This is a genomic window from Mesocryomonas lacus (genome assembly GCF_055730105.2).
In genome coordinates, this window is the sequence record NZ_JBUZWF020000006.1 from 1 (window position 1) to 14,113 (window position 14,113).

The window sequence follows — 14,113 nt, forward strand, 5'->3', positions numbered from 1 at the left end:
CGCTGGGCACCTGGACTGGGGACTCAACCAGGTCTCCCACCTTTTCCGGCCATACGTCAGCTCGTCGGCGCGGGATGGCCTGTTTCCTTTGTCGGCGGGACGATAGGTCAGCCTAAGTCTGCTTTCGAGATACCTCATCAAGGACGAAGAACGGCGGCGTTGGGTCGAGAGCCGTCCGACTGCTTCCGGACGGCTGCTTCAATAGCCGCTCGAGACCGGACGGGGTGGATAGTTCTCCATCCGCTTTCGGAAGGCATGCGCGGGGAAGCAGACGTTCCGGATGTGGCATCAAGCTGGAGTCAGCAATCGGCGCACGCGCACGTCGCGCAACCATAGCCCGGACCACAGGATGAGGCCGACATACACCCCGAACAGGGTGTGGCTTAGCATGGGACTGGCAACTCGAAGATGAGTGGCAATTGCCCCGCCGAGATAGGCGGTCAGCAGAACTGCGCCGATCACCGCTGTCCGCGGCCAAGTATAAAGAGCGGTGCACCCGGCGAGGATTGCGCCAAGTAGACGATAGAACCCTGGCTCTGGCGGCAGTCCCAGCGCCGGGGAGTTGGCAATCATCAAGTCTGGTGCGAGCAGCTTGCCGCCCGCGTCCATCGCCAGGAATAGGATTGCAAAGCCGCTCAGTATGCGCCCAACCAAGGTGCTTGCTGCAAGCCGTCGCGAAGGTGCGGATCGCACTTTTTCCACCATTGATGCCATGGTCTTCCTCCAGGGTGGGACAACGCCAACGCCATCCTTCGTCCGTTACTTTCCCTCGGCGAGTGCTTTGAGCTGGTCCGCGGCGGCGCCCCACCCGGAATCGAAACCCATCTCGCGATGCCGCTCCATGGCCTCGCTGGTCCAATGTCGCGCGGTCGCTCGGTAAAGCGTTCCGGCACCATCGGGCTCGATTTCGAAGATGGCGACCATGAATGGCCCGGCGGGTTGCCAGTCACCGGTGAAGGCGTCGGTGAAGACGAAGCGCTTGTTCGGTTCGAACGCGAGCACCGTCCCCTCGTTTGGCATCTCCTCGCCGTTGGGCCCGTGCATCACCACGAGGCTGTGTCCACCTGGCCGCCAGTCCAGCTCGCGCGCTTCGGCGCGCCATGGCTTGGGACAGAACCAGTCCTCGAACCGTTCGATCATCACCCGCCATACCTGTTCGATCGGCGCTTCAATCCGGCGCTCGATGCTGATTCCGTATCCTTGGTCGGTCATCACGCGTCTTCCTTGCACAGCAATGTCACGTAGCGTTTCAGATGGCGCACGCTCTCGCGAGCCATCTCAGTGTCACCTTGGGCCTTGGCGAGTACGAAGGCGCCTCGCAGCACGGCCTGGAAGTGCAAAGCGAGGCCACGCGCATTCTGGCGTCAGCGTTTGTCCCCGGGCGGCAGATCAGGCCGCGGCGGAGCCTTCCGTTTGGCGCCGACCGACGAGGCCGAAGCGGATGCTGCGGTCGTCCTCGGCGACGAGAGCGAAGGCGCCGCCGGGGATCGCGTCCGGACCCTGCACTGGCTTGCCGCCAGCCATCTCCAGCCGGGCCTTCGCCGCGTCGATGTCGTCGACGGAGAAGTAGATTTGCCAGCCCAATTGCCCGTTCGGCACTTCCCCCATAACCGCGCCGATCCCATTGCTTCCTGCTTGTAGGAAGCGATATTCACCGAGACCGCCCATCGGCATGCCACCCTCGGCCCGTAGGCCAAGGATTCGGCCGTAGAATGCGAGCGCGGCCTCCGGATCCGGCGTCGAGAGCTCGTTCCACACCCCGTGGCCCTGCGGCACGGTTGCTCCGCAGACGAAGGCCCGGGAGTCCTCGGTGCTCGCTCCGCGCATGATGTAGATCATCTGCCCTTGCGGATCGGTGAGGAAGGCGAACCGTCCGACGCCGGGAATGTCAGCCGGGGGAACGTGAATGTTAGCCCCGGCCACGCTTGCTTCCTCCACCGTGCGGTCGACGTCGTCGACGCCGAAGTAGACGAACCAGCGGGTCGGCATGGCCATGCCCGATGGGCATTTCATCACCCCGGCGACGCCCGTGCCATCGGCTTTCGCGATGCGATAGTCGCGCTCCAGGCCGCCGGCAGGGCGTGAGAAGCGCCAGCCGAGGACTTGACCGTAGAACCTCTCGGCGCTGTCGGCATCTTCCGTGATCAGTTCGTACCAGATCGGAGTTCCCTGCGCGTTGGCCATCTTCAATCCTCCCGGCTGACGACGGCAAAGCCGCCATAGATCATCCGCTTGCCGTCGAAGGGCATTGGATTGTCTGCCATCGCGCTCTCCATCTCGGCGAAAACGGCCTTCTGTCCAGCGTCGCGGGTTGCCTTGTCCGGCCATTCGATCCAGGAGAAGCAGACCGTCTCGTCAGCCTCTGCTTTCACTGCGCGGTAGAAATCGGTGACCTTGCCCCGCGGTACATCGACGCCCCAACATTCGACATGTCGCGTCGCCCCGTTGCGCAGAAACACTGGCGCGGCCTCACGGCAATGGAGTGTGAACTCCTCTCGACGCGCCGTCGGCACGGCGAGGACGAAGCCGTCGACATAGCCGAAGACACCTCCGGGTCCCTCATCGACCACTGGCTCGAACCCGCCGAAAATCATGCGTTGCCCGTCGAAGGCCATGTCGGACATGTCCATGCGCGGATCGTTCATCATGGCGGGCTCAGCCGCATCCTTGGTCGCCTTGTCCGGCCAGAGGACCCAGCCAAAGCCGATAAGCTCGTCTTCTCTCGCCGCGACGGAGCGATGGAAATCCGTCAGCGTCCCCTTCGGCACGTCGTCTCCCACCGCGTCGACGACGCTCGTGCCGCCGAACTCGCGAAAGAAAGGCGCCGCTCTTGCGGCCTGTTCCACGAAGCGCTCGCGCTTGGCTCCTTCCACCGGGAGCACGCAACCCAGGACGTAAGACATCGGTGTTTCCTTTCGGTTCGGTTGGGGACAGTTCGTACCGACGGCTAAGTCGGCCACACTCAGCCAGCGCCCTTGTACTTGGCCGCGTTCTCGCGGAACGGCTGCATCTGCGCCTCGAGCGCTCGCTGGAACGCGGGGCGGGCAGTGTGGCGTCGGACGTAGGCTGCAAGCGTCGGGAAGCTGTCGAGGTCACCGGTCGTCTCGATGTTGCGTAGGACGACGGATGTCATCAGGTCGGCAATCGTGAAACGCTCGCCGACAAGGAAGGGACAATCGCCCAGCGCATCGGCGAAGCGCGACAGTCTCAGGCGAAGAAAGTCACGCGCCTGTGGCTCGATCCGATCAGCCGCCTCGCGATCCTCGGCGAAGAAGCGAAGATAGCTGCACAGGTCGATCGGCTGGCCAAGCGAGTCCAGTGCCGCGAAGAACCAAGAAAGGCAGGCCTGCCGGTCGGCCGTGTCCTCGGGAAGCAGAGCTTTGCTGGCTTCCGCGATCCGCCAGGCGCAGGCGCCGGACTCGAACATCGTGAGGGCGCCCACCTGCATTGCGGGCACCTGCCCGAAGGGCTGCCGCGCAAGGTTTGTGGAACTGGCACGCTCGGCATGTGGCAGGAGGTCAGCATCGTAGGGAAAATCTGCCTCCTCCAGCGCCCAGCGCAGCCGAAGATCGCGCACATAGCCCTGCGCCATCTCAGGCACCCAATCGTAGGCGGTGACGGAGACGGGGCCGCGGAGAAAGTCCTCGCGCTTCACTGTACAGCCTCCGCAACATCGGCGTCCGGGGCGGGCATGTCGTTGATGTGAAGGATGTTGCCGTCGGGGTCCTTAAACCAGGCCATCTTCATGCCGCCGGCATGGTGGATGCCAACGCGATAGGTGCCGGCCATATCGTAGTGCTCGAAGGCGATGCCCTTGCCCGCAAGATCGGCAACGATGGACTCGATCTCGCCGGCCGCGTCGAACACGACGGCATTAGCTTGGTTCGTGCCCGCCTCGTCGGAGCGATAGATGACGAGATGCGTCTCACCCGTCCGATAGACCGCGACGTCGCCGTCGTCGCCCGCCGCGGAAAGGCCGAGCGTCCCGCCGTAGAAGGCACGGGCTCGGTCCATGTCGGACACGGCGAGGATTGCGGACGAGCTCTTGTGCGAAAGCATGGCGGGTCTCCCTTCCAGCCGACTTCGAACACTTGTCCTAAGAGTTGATATCAACATATATGGGGTGGTGTCAAATAAAGTCTGCGGCCCGGCGCTCCCGGAAGCCTCCACGGTTCCCTATGCGACGACGATCCACGTCCGCGATCATTGCCTATGCCTTCATACCCAACGTGCTGCCCGGCGCCTGTCGCGACGCTTCGACGAGGCCCTGCGCCCGGCTGGCCTGAAGAGTGGGCAATTCTCGCTGCTCATGTCGTTGAATCGACCGGAGCCGCCGACGCTCGGCGCGGTGGCACATCTTCTCGCCATGGATCGCACGACCCTCACTGCTAACCTGAAGCCGCTGGAGCGTGGGGGACTTGTTGAGGTCCGGGTCGATGCGCAGGACAAGCGCGCCCGTCGCCTCGTCTTGACACAGAAGGGGCTGGAGGCTCTTGCCCGCGCAACGCCGATCTGGACCGCAGAACACGCAGCGATCGAGGCTGAGTTGGGCGAGGGGGAAGCTGGTAGGTTGAGAGGGGCGCTGAACCGTCTCGCTTGAGGGAGTTGGTTCGGCTTCCTGGACCTTGCTGCCTTACACTCGAACAGCTTGGTCGGGTGGAAACCTGCCTGACGTCTTTCGGGCGGGTCCAAGCGGAAGCCGCTGTTTATCCTGTCGCAGTCGATCTGGTCGTGGCATGTTGAGCAACCTCGGAGCGTCCGAGATGAACCAAACGGATGCCCCGCCATGCCACCTGTGGAAATCCTTCTCGCGTTCATGGTGACGACGGCAGTCTTCGCCTTCATCCCGGGTCCAGCGATGCTTTATGCTGCTGCGCAGACAATGGCGGGTGGGCGCCGATCGGGCTTAATGGCCGTTCTTGGTATCCACCTCGGCTGTTACGTCCATATCGTAGCGGCGGCAGCAGGGCTCTCCGTGCTGTTCCATGCGATCCCGACACTCTACCTCGCGATCAAGCTTGCAGGTGCCGCTTACCTCGTATGGCTGGGCATCTCCTTGTTTCGATCAAGGAGCGCTAGCGAGACCGACGTGTCGGGCATCCAACCCAAGTCCGGACGGCGCGCTTTCGTGGAAAGCGTGACGGTCGAGGTCCTGAACCCCAAGACGGCGATCTTCTTCCTCGCCTTCCTACCGCAGTTCGTGGACGCGTCCGCCACGTTCCCCGTGTGGCTGCAACTCGCCATTTTCGGCATCGTCATCAACGCGATGTTCTCGTTCGCGGATTTGGTGTGCGTCTTTCTCGCTGGTCTCGTTGTCGAGCGTCTGAAGCGATCGGGTAGCGTTCAACGATGGGTCCAGCGCGCCGGGGGAACGATCCTTATCGGTCTAGGCGCTCACCTTGCTCTGCAACGAACCTAACAGAGCTCGTGGACACTGGGGCGACCGCTCTCCGGCTTGGCGAGAGCCCTCGGGTTCGTCCTGAAACGTTCGAGAGCAGTCCTCAGGTCGATGATCATCATTGATATGGGGGGCAATGGCTAAAAGCTGAACGGATGGTCCGCTCGCAGAGCGTATCAGTGACGCGTAGCCCTGGCGGAATAGCGGCCGATTTTTTCGAGGAAAGGATTTCGGGGCCCTCCTCAGCCATAGCCCCGATCCTTCAGGATCGCGTTTAGCTCTTTATCCGGGACAGCCTCCAGACAGAGCAGGGCCTCGTAAGGATCGCCGTCGAGGCCGAGCACGGCGGCGAAGGCTGGTTCGGTCTTCAGGCCGGACCAGCGTGCCGCCATGACTGCCCAGCGAAAGCCGTCGCCGCCCATCGCTAGCAGTCTTCGCTCCGCGTGAAAATGCCGCCATCCTGCTTGCCGGGAGACCGGAATGGCCTGACCGAAGATCTCGATCACCCACTCCGAATGGACGATCTCGGCGACCACTGCCCGATCAAGCCCAGTCCGCTGGAAGATACGAAAATTCGGGCAGGGGCCGAAGGCGTTCGAGACAGCGCGAGCAAAAGCCAACGGATCGGGCGCGAAGCAGACGATGTCGATATCGCTTGTCGGCAGATCAAGGCTGAGGGGCGGCGTGCCGACCACATGCGGATCGAACGCGGCCAGGATCTGCAAGACCCCCGTGTGTTCCAGAACCTCTCGGTAATGCGGTCTTTCCATGAAGTAGGCCCTTTACCATCGAGTAGCTCGTCGATGCCAACCGAATGTCGGCGCAATCGTTTCGGTTCGCGACTGCGCTTAAGCCGGACAATAGGCCAGACTGCACGACAGCTTTCCGGACTGTCCGAATGCGCTCGGACAGTCTGAGACGGGCCGTGAACAGCCGTACTGCGTAACGCAAGCGCGTGTTCGCATTGTGGGGTCGCTCGTCGTGGCCAACCGTGTTCTCGTCGCGGCGGCGGCGTGCATGTGGCGGACGGCTACCTGCCGTCGCGGCAGACACCTCCGATCGGTAGGCAATGGACCGCCGATGTGCGCGGGACTACGCGGTCTGGCTCTTGCGGGAGCCGCCGTGAAGGTCACGGTTGCCCCAGCTCCGCAGGGCCCTTTGGGTGATCGACGCGATCCTCCACGAACCCTCGGCAGGCGAGAACTGGAACTCGTACGACCCGCAGGAGTGATAGAAGTCCTCGCCCCCAGACGCAGCCTCGGCGAACCGCAGGATGAGGTAGTTGCAACGCCCGCCGATGCCGTCGCCCTCTCGCGACAGCAAAAGGTTCGAAAAGCTGTGCTGCTTCGAGAGGCTGTCGACTGCGCCCTTGCGGCGCCCCACGAACTCGGCTCCCGGCATGGTGACGGGAGCTTCACGTCCGGAGGAGGAGTAGTCGACGAACACCGTCTCGGCGAGGGTATCTCCCATACCGACCCAGTCGCGCTGGTCGAAGGCCAGGAAGAACCTGCACAACAAATCATGGATAGCCCTGCGGGCTTCGGCGTCGACATTGCTCATGAGGTGAACTCCTTGCTGGGACGATTCATTACCGGCGGCCTCCGGTAATCAATTTCGGGCGCAGGGACTAGTAAAAGCCACCAACACCTAATGCCGCTTCGTTCAGGTGGCGGCCTCGATGTTGCTTGGTGGCAGGACGAAAGTGAACCGCGTTTCGTCGACGCTGGAGGTGACAGATATCCGCCCTCCATGCGCGACGGCGATCTCGGAGGCTATGTGAAGGCCGAGACCAAGGCCTTGTTGGTTTGGTCGCACGTCTCCGCGGAAGAAGGGCTGGAAGAGTTTCGAGATGGCTTCGTCCGAGATCGGGTCGCCGCCATTCGCGACCCAGAACTCCAGCGTGCCATCGCGTGACTTCGCCCCCACTTCGATGGCCTTGCCCGGATCCCCATGCGTCAGCGCGTTACCAAGAAGGTTCGACGCAAGCTGCCCGATCCGGATGAGATCGCAGTCGATTGCCTCGTGCAGCTCGATTAAAACCTCGATCTCCCGATCCGGATGGCTGAGCCGAAGCTCCTCGACGACTTGTCGCAACACGGGCTCCAACGGCAGATCGGAGGTCCGGTTCAAGACGATGCCGCTTCCAAGACGTCCGCGTGCGAAGTCCAGGATGTTGTCGATCAGGCCCGACATCCGTACGACGCTGCCTTCCATAAGGTCCAAGATACGCGAAGTCCGCTCTGGCGAGGGACCCTTGCGCAGAAGGTTCGTCGCTGAACTTATCGATGCGAGCGGATTGCGCAGATCATGTCCGAGGACCGCTATGAACTGCTCGCGGAGCTCGGCGTTCTCCTGTTCAACTTCTAGCTTGGAGCGCATCTCGGCACCTGCCGCCTCCAAAGCGGTACGCGCCTCGACGAGGCCTCGTTCATACCGTCTGCGCTCGACCGCGGGAAAGACCGTGACCCGCGTGAACAAAAGGGCGCCGTCATCGCCACGCCGTTCCGCGGCGTTCGCTAGCACGGGCAACTTGGAACCGTTGGCAGCGATGAGGTCCAGCGCCACCTCGTTAAAGAAGCCTTGCATGCGCAGCAGTGGGGCGAAGTGCGTCTCGTAGAAGATCCGTCCGGGCATGTTCAGGAGGTCGCGCAGGCGCTTGCCGCGCAGCTCCTCGGACGACCTGCCCATCCAAGTCGTCAGCGTGCGATTGACCTTGACGATCCGGCCGTCAGGACCGAGCGAAAGGTACCCACAGGGAGCGTTCTCGTAGAGGTCCTCCAGGTCTTCGACGCCGTCCGCGGAGGGTGCTCGCGGAACCATCAAACGAATTCGCGGATGGCCTGGATCACCTCGTCCGGACTGCTGAGGTTCGGGCAGTGGCCGTTGGCCTCCAGAACAACCAGCTTGCTGCTACGGATTTGGCGATGGACATACTCGCCGACTTCTTCGGATGCGATGATGTCGTCCCGGCACTGGAGAATGAGCGTGCGTGTGGTGACGAGGGGCAAGTCCGCCCGGTTGTCTGAAGAGAAGGTCACCCGAGCGAAGGCCTTCGCTATATCCGGATTGGTGCGACAGAAGCTGTTCGTCAGCTCTTCTCCAAGCTCTGGACGGCCGGGGTTGCCCATGATGACCGGAGCCATGGCGGCGGACCATCCGAGGTGATTGTCGTCGAGTGAATCCAAAAGCTCGTCGACCTCGGCCGCAGTGAAGCCGCCAACATAGTCGCCGTCGTTGATGTATCGCGGCGACGGGCCGACAAGTACAAGGCTCCCGAACAGCTCGGGTGCCTTCAAAGAGGCGATGACACCGATCATCGCGCTGACGGAGTGGCCGACGAAAACCAAGCCGGCCAGCCCGAGCTCACGGCAAATCTCGATCAGGTCGTCGGCGTAGCCCGAAAGCATCGCGTACTTGGCAGGATCGTATGCGGTGAGGTCCGACTGTCCCGCGCCGACGTGGTCGAAGAGGACCGTGCGAAAGTCCGCCTCAAATGCTGGGCTGACCAGGCGCCACATGTTCTGGTCACAGCCGAATCCATGCGCGAAGACGATGGCGCGTTCGCCATCACCTCTGATCTGAACATGATTTCTGGCCAAGACCGACATGGACTCTCCCTTGTCAGCTTCCGTAGCACTAAATTCCGGGGCTGGTCTTCCAGTTCGTAGATCGCGTCGTAGTCGGCAGCCTCTCGCAAACCCTTGAACGAAGCATGCGGCAGCTTGCCGTCTCCGGTCCAAGCACGGAACTCAATCTCGGCCACCAGATCGGCTCTTGCGAAGACGAGCTTCTTTGGTGGCTTGATCATCGGCGCCGCTGCGGCTGGCGCCCCTAGTAGCATAATTGGGTCGAGAGCGGTTGGACCGCTTCCGAGCGTCCGCTTCTCCTGCCTCCGAGACCGGACGGGGTGGAAAGGAGACTGGCACCTTTCCGGTCGTAAGACGACCATGTGGACATTGATTACATCGGGTCTAACCCGAGCGGGCATGGTCCAGTAATGCCTGCCACTTGGCATGACTCCTCACGAACCTGCTACGTAACAAGCCACGTTGAACGAATTCATGAGCCTGTTGACGCAGAGCGTCCGCTCAATGGAAGCACAACACCGCTCCTCAAAGTTTGAGGTCACTGGCGAGAAGGTCGATGAACCCTCTGACACGGGGCTCAAGCAGCCGGCGTCCGGGATAGATGCACCTGATCTCTATCTCTTCGCTTGTTACGTCTGGCAAGATATGAACGAAGCGACCTGACTGAACCTCCCTTGAGACCAGGAAGTTAGGCATCAACGCTATGCCAAGGCCGCGCATGACCGCGTTGTGAAGCGCTTCTCCGCTGTCGAGTCGCAGGCGGCCTTGAATAGGAACTGAGGACCAACTCCCCGTCGCGTCGGTGAAGCGCCAGCGCTGTCGATATCCCCGGCTGCTGAAGGCCAGACATGGGTGCCTTTTCAGCTCGTCCAGATCACACGGCTTCCCGTGCTGGGAAACGTAATCGATTGATGCAACCAAGAGGTAACGGTCCCGAGCCACGACGCGAGACATGAGCCGACTGTCGGGTACGACGCCGCTGAAGCGGATCGCGAGATCGAACCCCTCGTCTAAGAGATCGACCATTCGGTCGGTGAAGCTGGCTTCAATCTGCGTTTCAGGCCACTGGGCCAAAAACTTTTCAATGATGGGCATGATCATCCGCTGTCCGAAGGCATGCGGGGCGGTCAGGCGTAGAATGCCACGCGGCACGCCCGTGCTGCCGCCCACGCTTGCCTCTGCCTGATCCACCGCATCCATTATGTGTTGGCCATGGACGTAGAACGAACGGCCTTCATCGGTCAGGCTGAGCGCCCGAGTTGTCCGGTTGAGCAAACGGACACCCAATCTGTCTTCGAGCCGTGCGACGGCCTTGCCGGCGGCGGAGCGCGTCATGCTGGAAGCGGTGGCACCAGCAGAGAAACTCCCTGCATCCACGACTGCCACGAATACCGAGATATCGCTGAGGTTCATACCTGTCGTCACGCCTCAGCTAGCGGTCCATGCTCACCCGTCTGTGTATCCCAGATTTCCCCAATAAGTGGTAGCCCGGGACATTTACGATCGCCATATTAAGCAGACGAGTTACCTGCTTCATTCGCTGCGACGCTGAATTAAGGCGCTCAGTGCGGAGGCCAGAGAGGATCCACACAATGTCTCCAAGAAAAGCAATTGGCCCCGCCATGCGACAAGACCTTTACACTAAGTTCAAATACTCAGCGGCTATCCAGTCGGGGGATTTGCTGTTCGTATCAGGACAGGTCGGCTCACGAGAGGACGCATCACCCGAACCGGATTTCGAAGCCCAAGTCACACTAGCTTTCGAGAACCTTACGGCCGTTCTGAAATCTGCTGGCTGTACTCTCGACGATGTGGTCGACATCACGACCTTCCACACGGACCCGGAAGCACAGTTCGAGACGTTCCTGACCGTTCGTGACAGGTACTTGGGCGAGCCGCCCTATCCGAACATCACCTGCGTCGGGGTCAATTGGCTCGCTGGGTTCGACTTCGAGATCAAGGTGATTGCGCGGATCCCGCCATCCGCTTGATGCATCATCATGCATGATGAGAGGCCCGTACGGGACTTCCATTATGCATACCTTCATACGGCCATTTGAAGTGGTGGAGTTGATGCAGGATCTGGAACGCAACAAGGCAGCCGTCGTCGCTTTCTATAACATGATGTTCAACGAAGGCCGACCAGCAGATGCGGTCACGCGCTATGTCGGTGCGGACTATATCCAGCATAATCCGCTTGTCGCGACGGGCAAAAATGCCTTCATCGACTATTTCGAACGAATGGAGCGTGAGTGGCCCGGTAAACGCGTCGAGATCAAGCGGGCCATTGCCGAGGGGGACTATGTTGTCCTGCACTGCTTTCAGCACTGGCCTGGGGACAAGGACTTTGCCGGGATCGATATCTTTCGACTGGATGAAGCGGGAAAAATCGTCGAGCACTGGGACGTCCTGCAAGTCGTTCCGGAAGGCGGGGAGAATCCGAACGGCATGTTCTAATCATGTTTGTCCGAACGGGGCGCCTGCAACCCTTCCACCGATCAGAGGCAGCCTCGACAGGATGCAGCCGCTGCTCACAGAGCGTGATCGGTAAATCGACCGATACATGTTCGGCGCTGAGGGCGCCGCGAAAAGCGCGGCCGCTTTACCTATCGCTCGATTTCTACCTGCCTCGGCATCACGTCGACAACGAACTTTCGAGATGCGGCCCAATGGCAGTTACCCGTTAGTCTAGCAGCCAAAACAGCGTGCCGAACACCAGCGTAAGGCCGAGGATGGAACCGACAATCCTGACGGTGCCATCGACCCTGTCGGCTTCTCAGTTGTAGTCCAGCAACGCGGGCACTGCCTGTCGTGTCGCATGGCCCAAGCCGCGCAGGCGCACGAGGCGTTGGACAGCGGCTCGTCGAATGGGCCGATCGTCCTTGTTCAAAAGTGAATCTCGTTCACTGACGGTTGAGATGGATAAGAACCAGAGACGATCGTCTGGTGATGCCCAGCCGGTCCTGATAGACGCCGCAATCTCGTCGGCGAAGATGCGGACCTTCGCTGGCACCAATCGATCGGGCAACATGAGCGTGTGTCCGCTTCTGAGCGTTGCCAACTTACTCCGCTAAGGCAAAAGTGGGTCGAGACCGGACGGGGTGGATTGCAGACCTTCCGCTTGTGGCTTCGTAGGTGCGTGTAGCGGACATTCAGCTTCTCGGTTCGACACCCGTTGAGGAAGGACAACGTCGCGAAGCTCGTGAAAGCCAGGGTCCGTCAACGGTGTCTCGAGTTCGGTCGCGACGGTATCCGAAACGAGCACCGATCGCTTCCGGCGTTTCCCTAGGTGCAAGAGGCACCTTGTGCGGTTCACCGCCGGGCCGATGACGGTGAAGTCCATACGGTGCGCCGCACCGACCATTGCCGTACGTGACCCTGCCGACATCCAGCACAAGGCATGCGCGACGGACGGCTCACCATAGAAACGACGTCGCGCGTTGGCAGCTTCGGTTCTCCGGTTAAAATCCTAGGCCGTTGCCATGGCTCGTCAGAATGTTGTCCGGCGATCTGATCAACGGATGTCGCGAACACCGCATCGCCCATGAACTTCAGAATCTCCCCCATGGGCATCGACGACCTCTCCGACGAAGTCGAACCACACGTTCAAGGTGGCGAGAACCTTACTGGTGGGATGCGTCTCCGAAAGCGCCGTAAACCACGAGGATCGACGAACCATAGGCGCGCGTGTCGAGGGGATGCGCTGGTATCCGATCGTTGACTGCCCGCCATGGCCTCAACCAGGGTCCCGAGCTCCGTCTGCGCCAAGGTCGATGAGAATGCGATGCGCCTACAGGAAGTTAAGCGGGTATTATCGCAGCGGGTAAAAAGTTTAGGGCAATACCTTGCCATTTCCTGCGTTCATTGGCCAATTTCGTCGGAAATTAAAAGGAGGCGTAGTTCATATATGTTGTATCTTTATCTTGATATAGCGTGTCTATGAACTGATCATCGGTACCTTTTAGGCCAGCCGTGACAGAGAGACCGACCGCGCTCCCGCCGATATTCAGCAGGAGGTTCCGGATGACCCGATATTTCTTTCACGTGATGAACGGCAAGGCGGACATCGACGATGTCGGCATCGAGTGCGCCGATCTTGATGCCGTCCGGGAGGAAGCAATTCGGTCCGCCGGGCAGATGCTGAGCACCGGACGTCAGTCGTGGAACGGCGAAGCGTGGCGCATGGCTGTATGCGACCACGAGGGGACGATCGTCTTCGGCGTCAACTTCTCTGTCGACCGCCACGGGCTTTAAGAACCCTTCACATGCCTTCGGGTCGAGTCCGCTCGATATGGAGATAGGTCGGATCGAAGCTCGCGTATTCCTTCAAGACCTCTACGTCGGGTATAGCGAGCTTTTCGTTTCTCATCGTGATGAGGTTTGCGGCCCGCAGTTCCCGGAGGCTCCGGTTCACGTGCACGTTCGACAGTCCCATCGTGTCCGCGATCTCCTCCTGGGTCAGCGGGAGTTCGAAGCCCCCGTCCGTCGTCAGCCCAACCGCCTTCATCCGCACGTGAAGTTCGCAGAACAGATGGGCGATGCGCTGCGAAGCGGAACGCTGCCCGATGTTGACCAGCCACTCGCGCAGCGTCGCCTCGTCGACAAGGGAGCACATCCACAGGGCCCGGGCCAGTGACGGCCGCCGCTCGGTCATCTCAAGTATCGCCGAGGGCGGCAACTTCACTACGCGGCACGGGGTGACCGTCGCGATGCTGTGGTCCATCCTGCGGAGCAATGCGACATGTAGATCGCAAAAGTCGCCGGGGATCATGTACGCAAAAATGTGCCGTTTGCCCTCGAAGGTCGACTTGTAGCGGACCGCAAGGCCCTCAAGCACCAAATGGACGATCTCGGGATTGTCGCCCTCGCGGATCAGGTCCTTGTTGGCACCCACCTCGACGGGGTTCCGCGTCAACGACGCCAGCCAGTCGCGGTCCTCGTCCCGGATCTTCTCGAAACCGTCGAGCTTGCGGATGAACGGGTTTGCCATGGGCCGGCACTCCTTTCGACGACAAATCGAACGGCCGGAGAATTCATCTCACGACCAACGATGAAGCGTGCTCAATGCTCTCATAGTCCTGCCACGACTGCGTACCGTAAGGAGGCGACTGAACGATCAGTAATTTGC

General features: G+C 61.0%; 17 protein-coding genes and 1 pseudogene. 5 read left to right on the forward strand and 13 right to left on the reverse strand.

What is annotated here, in order from left to right:
• Positions 1-288: 288 nt before the first annotated feature.
• The 6 genes from ACZLZQ_RS18960 to ACZLZQ_RS18985 form a co-directional block, all read right to left on the reverse strand.
• A complete protein-coding gene (locus tag ACZLZQ_RS18960) occupies positions 289-714 on the reverse strand; it encodes a DoxX family protein (RefSeq protein ID WP_472950691.1) in 426 nt (141 codons plus the stop codon).
• Positions 715-759: 45 nt separating this feature from the next.
• Entirely contained in the window at positions 760-1,212 is a 453-nt protein-coding gene (locus tag ACZLZQ_RS18965) for an SRPBCC domain-containing protein (RefSeq protein ID WP_472950692.1), read from the reverse strand.
• Positions 1,213-1,389: 177 nt separating this feature from the next.
• Entirely contained in the window at positions 1,390-2,184 is a 795-nt protein-coding gene (locus tag ACZLZQ_RS18970) for a VOC family protein (protein WP_472950693.1), read from the reverse strand.
• 2 nt (positions 2,185-2,186) lie between these two features.
• On the reverse strand, positions 2,187-2,903 hold the full coding sequence (locus ACZLZQ_RS18975; RefSeq protein ID WP_472950694.1) for a DUF1428 domain-containing protein: 717 nt from the start codon (positions 2,901-2,903) through the stop codon (positions 2,187-2,189).
• A 59-nt stretch (positions 2,904-2,962) separates the two neighbouring features.
• Positions 2,963-3,655, reverse strand: a complete 693-nt coding sequence (locus ACZLZQ_RS18980) for a glutathione S-transferase family protein (RefSeq protein WP_472950695.1) — start codon at positions 3,653-3,655, stop codon at positions 2,963-2,965.
• Positions 3,652-4,059, reverse strand: coding sequence for a VOC family protein (locus ACZLZQ_RS18985; RefSeq protein ID WP_472950696.1), 408 nt, complete (start codon positions 4,057-4,059; stop codon positions 3,652-3,654). The genes ACZLZQ_RS18980 and ACZLZQ_RS18985 overlap by 4 nt, the downstream gene beginning before the upstream one ends.
• A 67-nt stretch (positions 4,060-4,126) precedes the next feature.
• On the opposite strand from ACZLZQ_RS18985, the gene ACZLZQ_RS18990 reads away from it, so the two are divergent.
• Positions 4,127-4,600: a MarR family winged helix-turn-helix transcriptional regulator gene (locus tag ACZLZQ_RS18990; protein ID WP_472950697.1), complete on the forward strand. Its 474-nt coding sequence runs from the start codon at positions 4,127-4,129 to the stop codon at positions 4,598-4,600.
• A gap of 186 nt (positions 4,601-4,786) precedes the next feature.
• Positions 4,787-5,419, forward strand: a complete 633-nt coding sequence (locus ACZLZQ_RS18995; RefSeq protein WP_472950698.1) for a LysE family translocator — start codon at positions 4,787-4,789, stop codon at positions 5,417-5,419.
• 221 nt (positions 5,420-5,640) lie between these two features.
• Here the strand turns inward: ACZLZQ_RS18995 and ACZLZQ_RS19000 are convergent, their stop codons facing one another.
• From ACZLZQ_RS19000 to ACZLZQ_RS19025, 6 genes and pseudogenes are all read right to left on the reverse strand, one after another.
• A complete protein-coding gene (locus ACZLZQ_RS19000; RefSeq protein WP_472950699.1) occupies positions 5,641-6,168 on the reverse strand; it encodes a DUF4269 domain-containing protein in 528 nt (175 codons plus the stop codon).
• 322 nt (positions 6,169-6,490) lie between these two features.
• Positions 6,491-6,958 (reverse strand): nuclear transport factor 2 family protein, encoded by a 468-nt coding sequence (locus ACZLZQ_RS19005; protein WP_472950700.1) that lies wholly within the window; start codon positions 6,956-6,958, stop codon positions 6,491-6,493.
• Between the two features lie 102 nt (positions 6,959-7,060).
• A complete protein-coding gene (locus ACZLZQ_RS19010; RefSeq protein ID WP_472950701.1) occupies positions 7,061-8,218 on the reverse strand; it encodes a PAS domain-containing sensor histidine kinase in 1,158 nt (385 codons plus the stop codon).
• Positions 8,218-9,006 carry an alpha/beta fold hydrolase gene (locus ACZLZQ_RS19015; RefSeq protein ID WP_472950702.1) on the reverse strand — a complete coding sequence of 263 codons (789 nt, stop codon included), beginning with the start codon at positions 9,004-9,006 and terminating at the stop codon, positions 8,218-8,220. Before ACZLZQ_RS19015 ends, ACZLZQ_RS19010 begins: the two co-directional genes overlap by 1 nt.
• Before the next feature lie 92 nt (positions 9,007-9,098).
• Positions 9,099-9,413 (reverse strand): annotated as a pseudogene (locus ACZLZQ_RS19020) (hypothetical protein); the annotation flags it as partial.
• A gap of 97 nt (positions 9,414-9,510) precedes the next feature.
• Entirely contained in the window at positions 9,511-10,398 is an 888-nt protein-coding gene (locus ACZLZQ_RS19025) for a LysR family transcriptional regulator (RefSeq protein ID WP_472950703.1), read from the reverse strand.
• A gap of 179 nt (positions 10,399-10,577) precedes the next feature.
• On the opposite strand from ACZLZQ_RS19025, the gene ACZLZQ_RS19030 reads away from it, so the two are divergent.
• The 3 genes from ACZLZQ_RS19030 (at position 10,578) to ACZLZQ_RS19040 (ending at position 13,239) form a co-directional block, all read left to right on the forward strand.
• The gene (locus tag ACZLZQ_RS19030; protein ID WP_472950704.1) at positions 10,578-10,976 is read left to right on the forward strand and encodes a RidA family protein; all 399 of its coding nucleotides are present in this window, start codon (positions 10,578-10,580) and stop codon (positions 10,974-10,976) included.
• Positions 10,977-11,058: 82 nt separating this feature from the next.
• Positions 11,059-11,442 carry a nuclear transport factor 2 family protein gene (locus ACZLZQ_RS19035; RefSeq protein ID WP_472950914.1) on the forward strand — a complete coding sequence of 128 codons (384 nt, stop codon included), beginning with the start codon at positions 11,059-11,061 and terminating at the stop codon, positions 11,440-11,442.
• Positions 11,443-13,008: 1,566 nt separating this feature from the next.
• Entirely contained in the window at positions 13,009-13,239 is a 231-nt protein-coding gene (locus ACZLZQ_RS19040) for a DUF6894 family protein (RefSeq protein WP_472950705.1), read from the forward strand.
• A 7-nt stretch (positions 13,240-13,246) separates the two neighbouring features.
• Here the strand turns inward: ACZLZQ_RS19040 and ACZLZQ_RS19045 are convergent, their stop codons facing one another.
• The gene (locus tag ACZLZQ_RS19045; RefSeq protein WP_472950706.1) at positions 13,247-13,975 is read right to left on the reverse strand and encodes a Crp/Fnr family transcriptional regulator; all 729 of its coding nucleotides are present in this window, start codon (positions 13,973-13,975) and stop codon (positions 13,247-13,249) included.
• Positions 13,976-14,113 lie beyond the last annotated feature (138 nt).

What these genes read in the sequence shown, in the direction of transcription:
- ACZLZQ_RS19045 (WP_472950706.1), bottom strand. Translation starts at nt 13,975, where the DNA reads ATGGCAAACCCGTTCATCCGCAAGCTCGACGGTTTCGAGAAGATCCGG.
- ACZLZQ_RS19005 (WP_472950700.1), bottom strand. Translation starts at nt 6,958, where the DNA reads ATGAGCAATGTCGACGCCGAAGCCCGCAGGGCTATCCATGATTTGTTG.
- ACZLZQ_RS19040 (WP_472950705.1), top strand. Translation starts at nt 13,009, where the DNA reads ATGACCCGATATTTCTTTCACGTGATGAACGGCAAGGCGGACATCGAC.
- ACZLZQ_RS19030 (WP_472950704.1), top strand. Translation starts at nt 10,578, where the DNA reads ATGTCTCCAAGAAAAGCAATTGGCCCCGCCATGCGACAAGACCTTTAC.
- ACZLZQ_RS19015 (WP_472950702.1), bottom strand. Translation starts at nt 9,006, where the DNA reads ATGTCGGTCTTGGCCAGAAATCATGTTCAGATCAGAGGTGATGGCGAA.
- ACZLZQ_RS18965 (WP_472950692.1), bottom strand. Translation starts at nt 1,212, where the DNA reads ATGACCGACCAAGGATACGGAATCAGCATCGAGCGCCGGATTGAAGCG.
- ACZLZQ_RS19035 (WP_472950914.1), top strand. Translation starts at nt 11,059, where the DNA reads ATGCAGGATCTGGAACGCAACAAGGCAGCCGTCGTCGCTTTCTATAAC.
- ACZLZQ_RS18975 (WP_472950694.1), bottom strand. Translation starts at nt 2,903, where the DNA reads ATGTCTTACGTCCTGGGTTGCGTGCTCCCGGTGGAAGGAGCCAAGCGC.
- ACZLZQ_RS19025 (WP_472950703.1), bottom strand. Translation starts at nt 10,398, where the DNA reads ATGAACCTCAGCGATATCTCGGTATTCGTGGCAGTCGTGGATGCAGGG.
- ACZLZQ_RS18960 (WP_472950691.1), bottom strand. Translation starts at nt 714, where the DNA reads ATGGCATCAATGGTGGAAAAAGTGCGATCCGCACCTTCGCGACGGCTT.
- ACZLZQ_RS18995 (WP_472950698.1), top strand. Translation starts at nt 4,787, where the DNA reads ATGCCACCTGTGGAAATCCTTCTCGCGTTCATGGTGACGACGGCAGTC.
- ACZLZQ_RS19010 (WP_472950701.1), bottom strand. Translation starts at nt 8,218, where the DNA reads ATGGTTCCGCGAGCACCCTCCGCGGACGGCGTCGAAGACCTGGAGGAC.
- ACZLZQ_RS19000 (WP_472950699.1), bottom strand. Translation starts at nt 6,168, where the DNA reads ATGGAAAGACCGCATTACCGAGAGGTTCTGGAACACACGGGGGTCTTG.
- ACZLZQ_RS18985 (WP_472950696.1), bottom strand. Translation starts at nt 4,059, where the DNA reads ATGCTTTCGCACAAGAGCTCGTCCGCAATCCTCGCCGTGTCCGACATG.
- ACZLZQ_RS18970 (WP_472950693.1), bottom strand. Translation starts at nt 2,184, where the DNA reads ATGGCCAACGCGCAGGGAACTCCGATCTGGTACGAACTGATCACGGAA.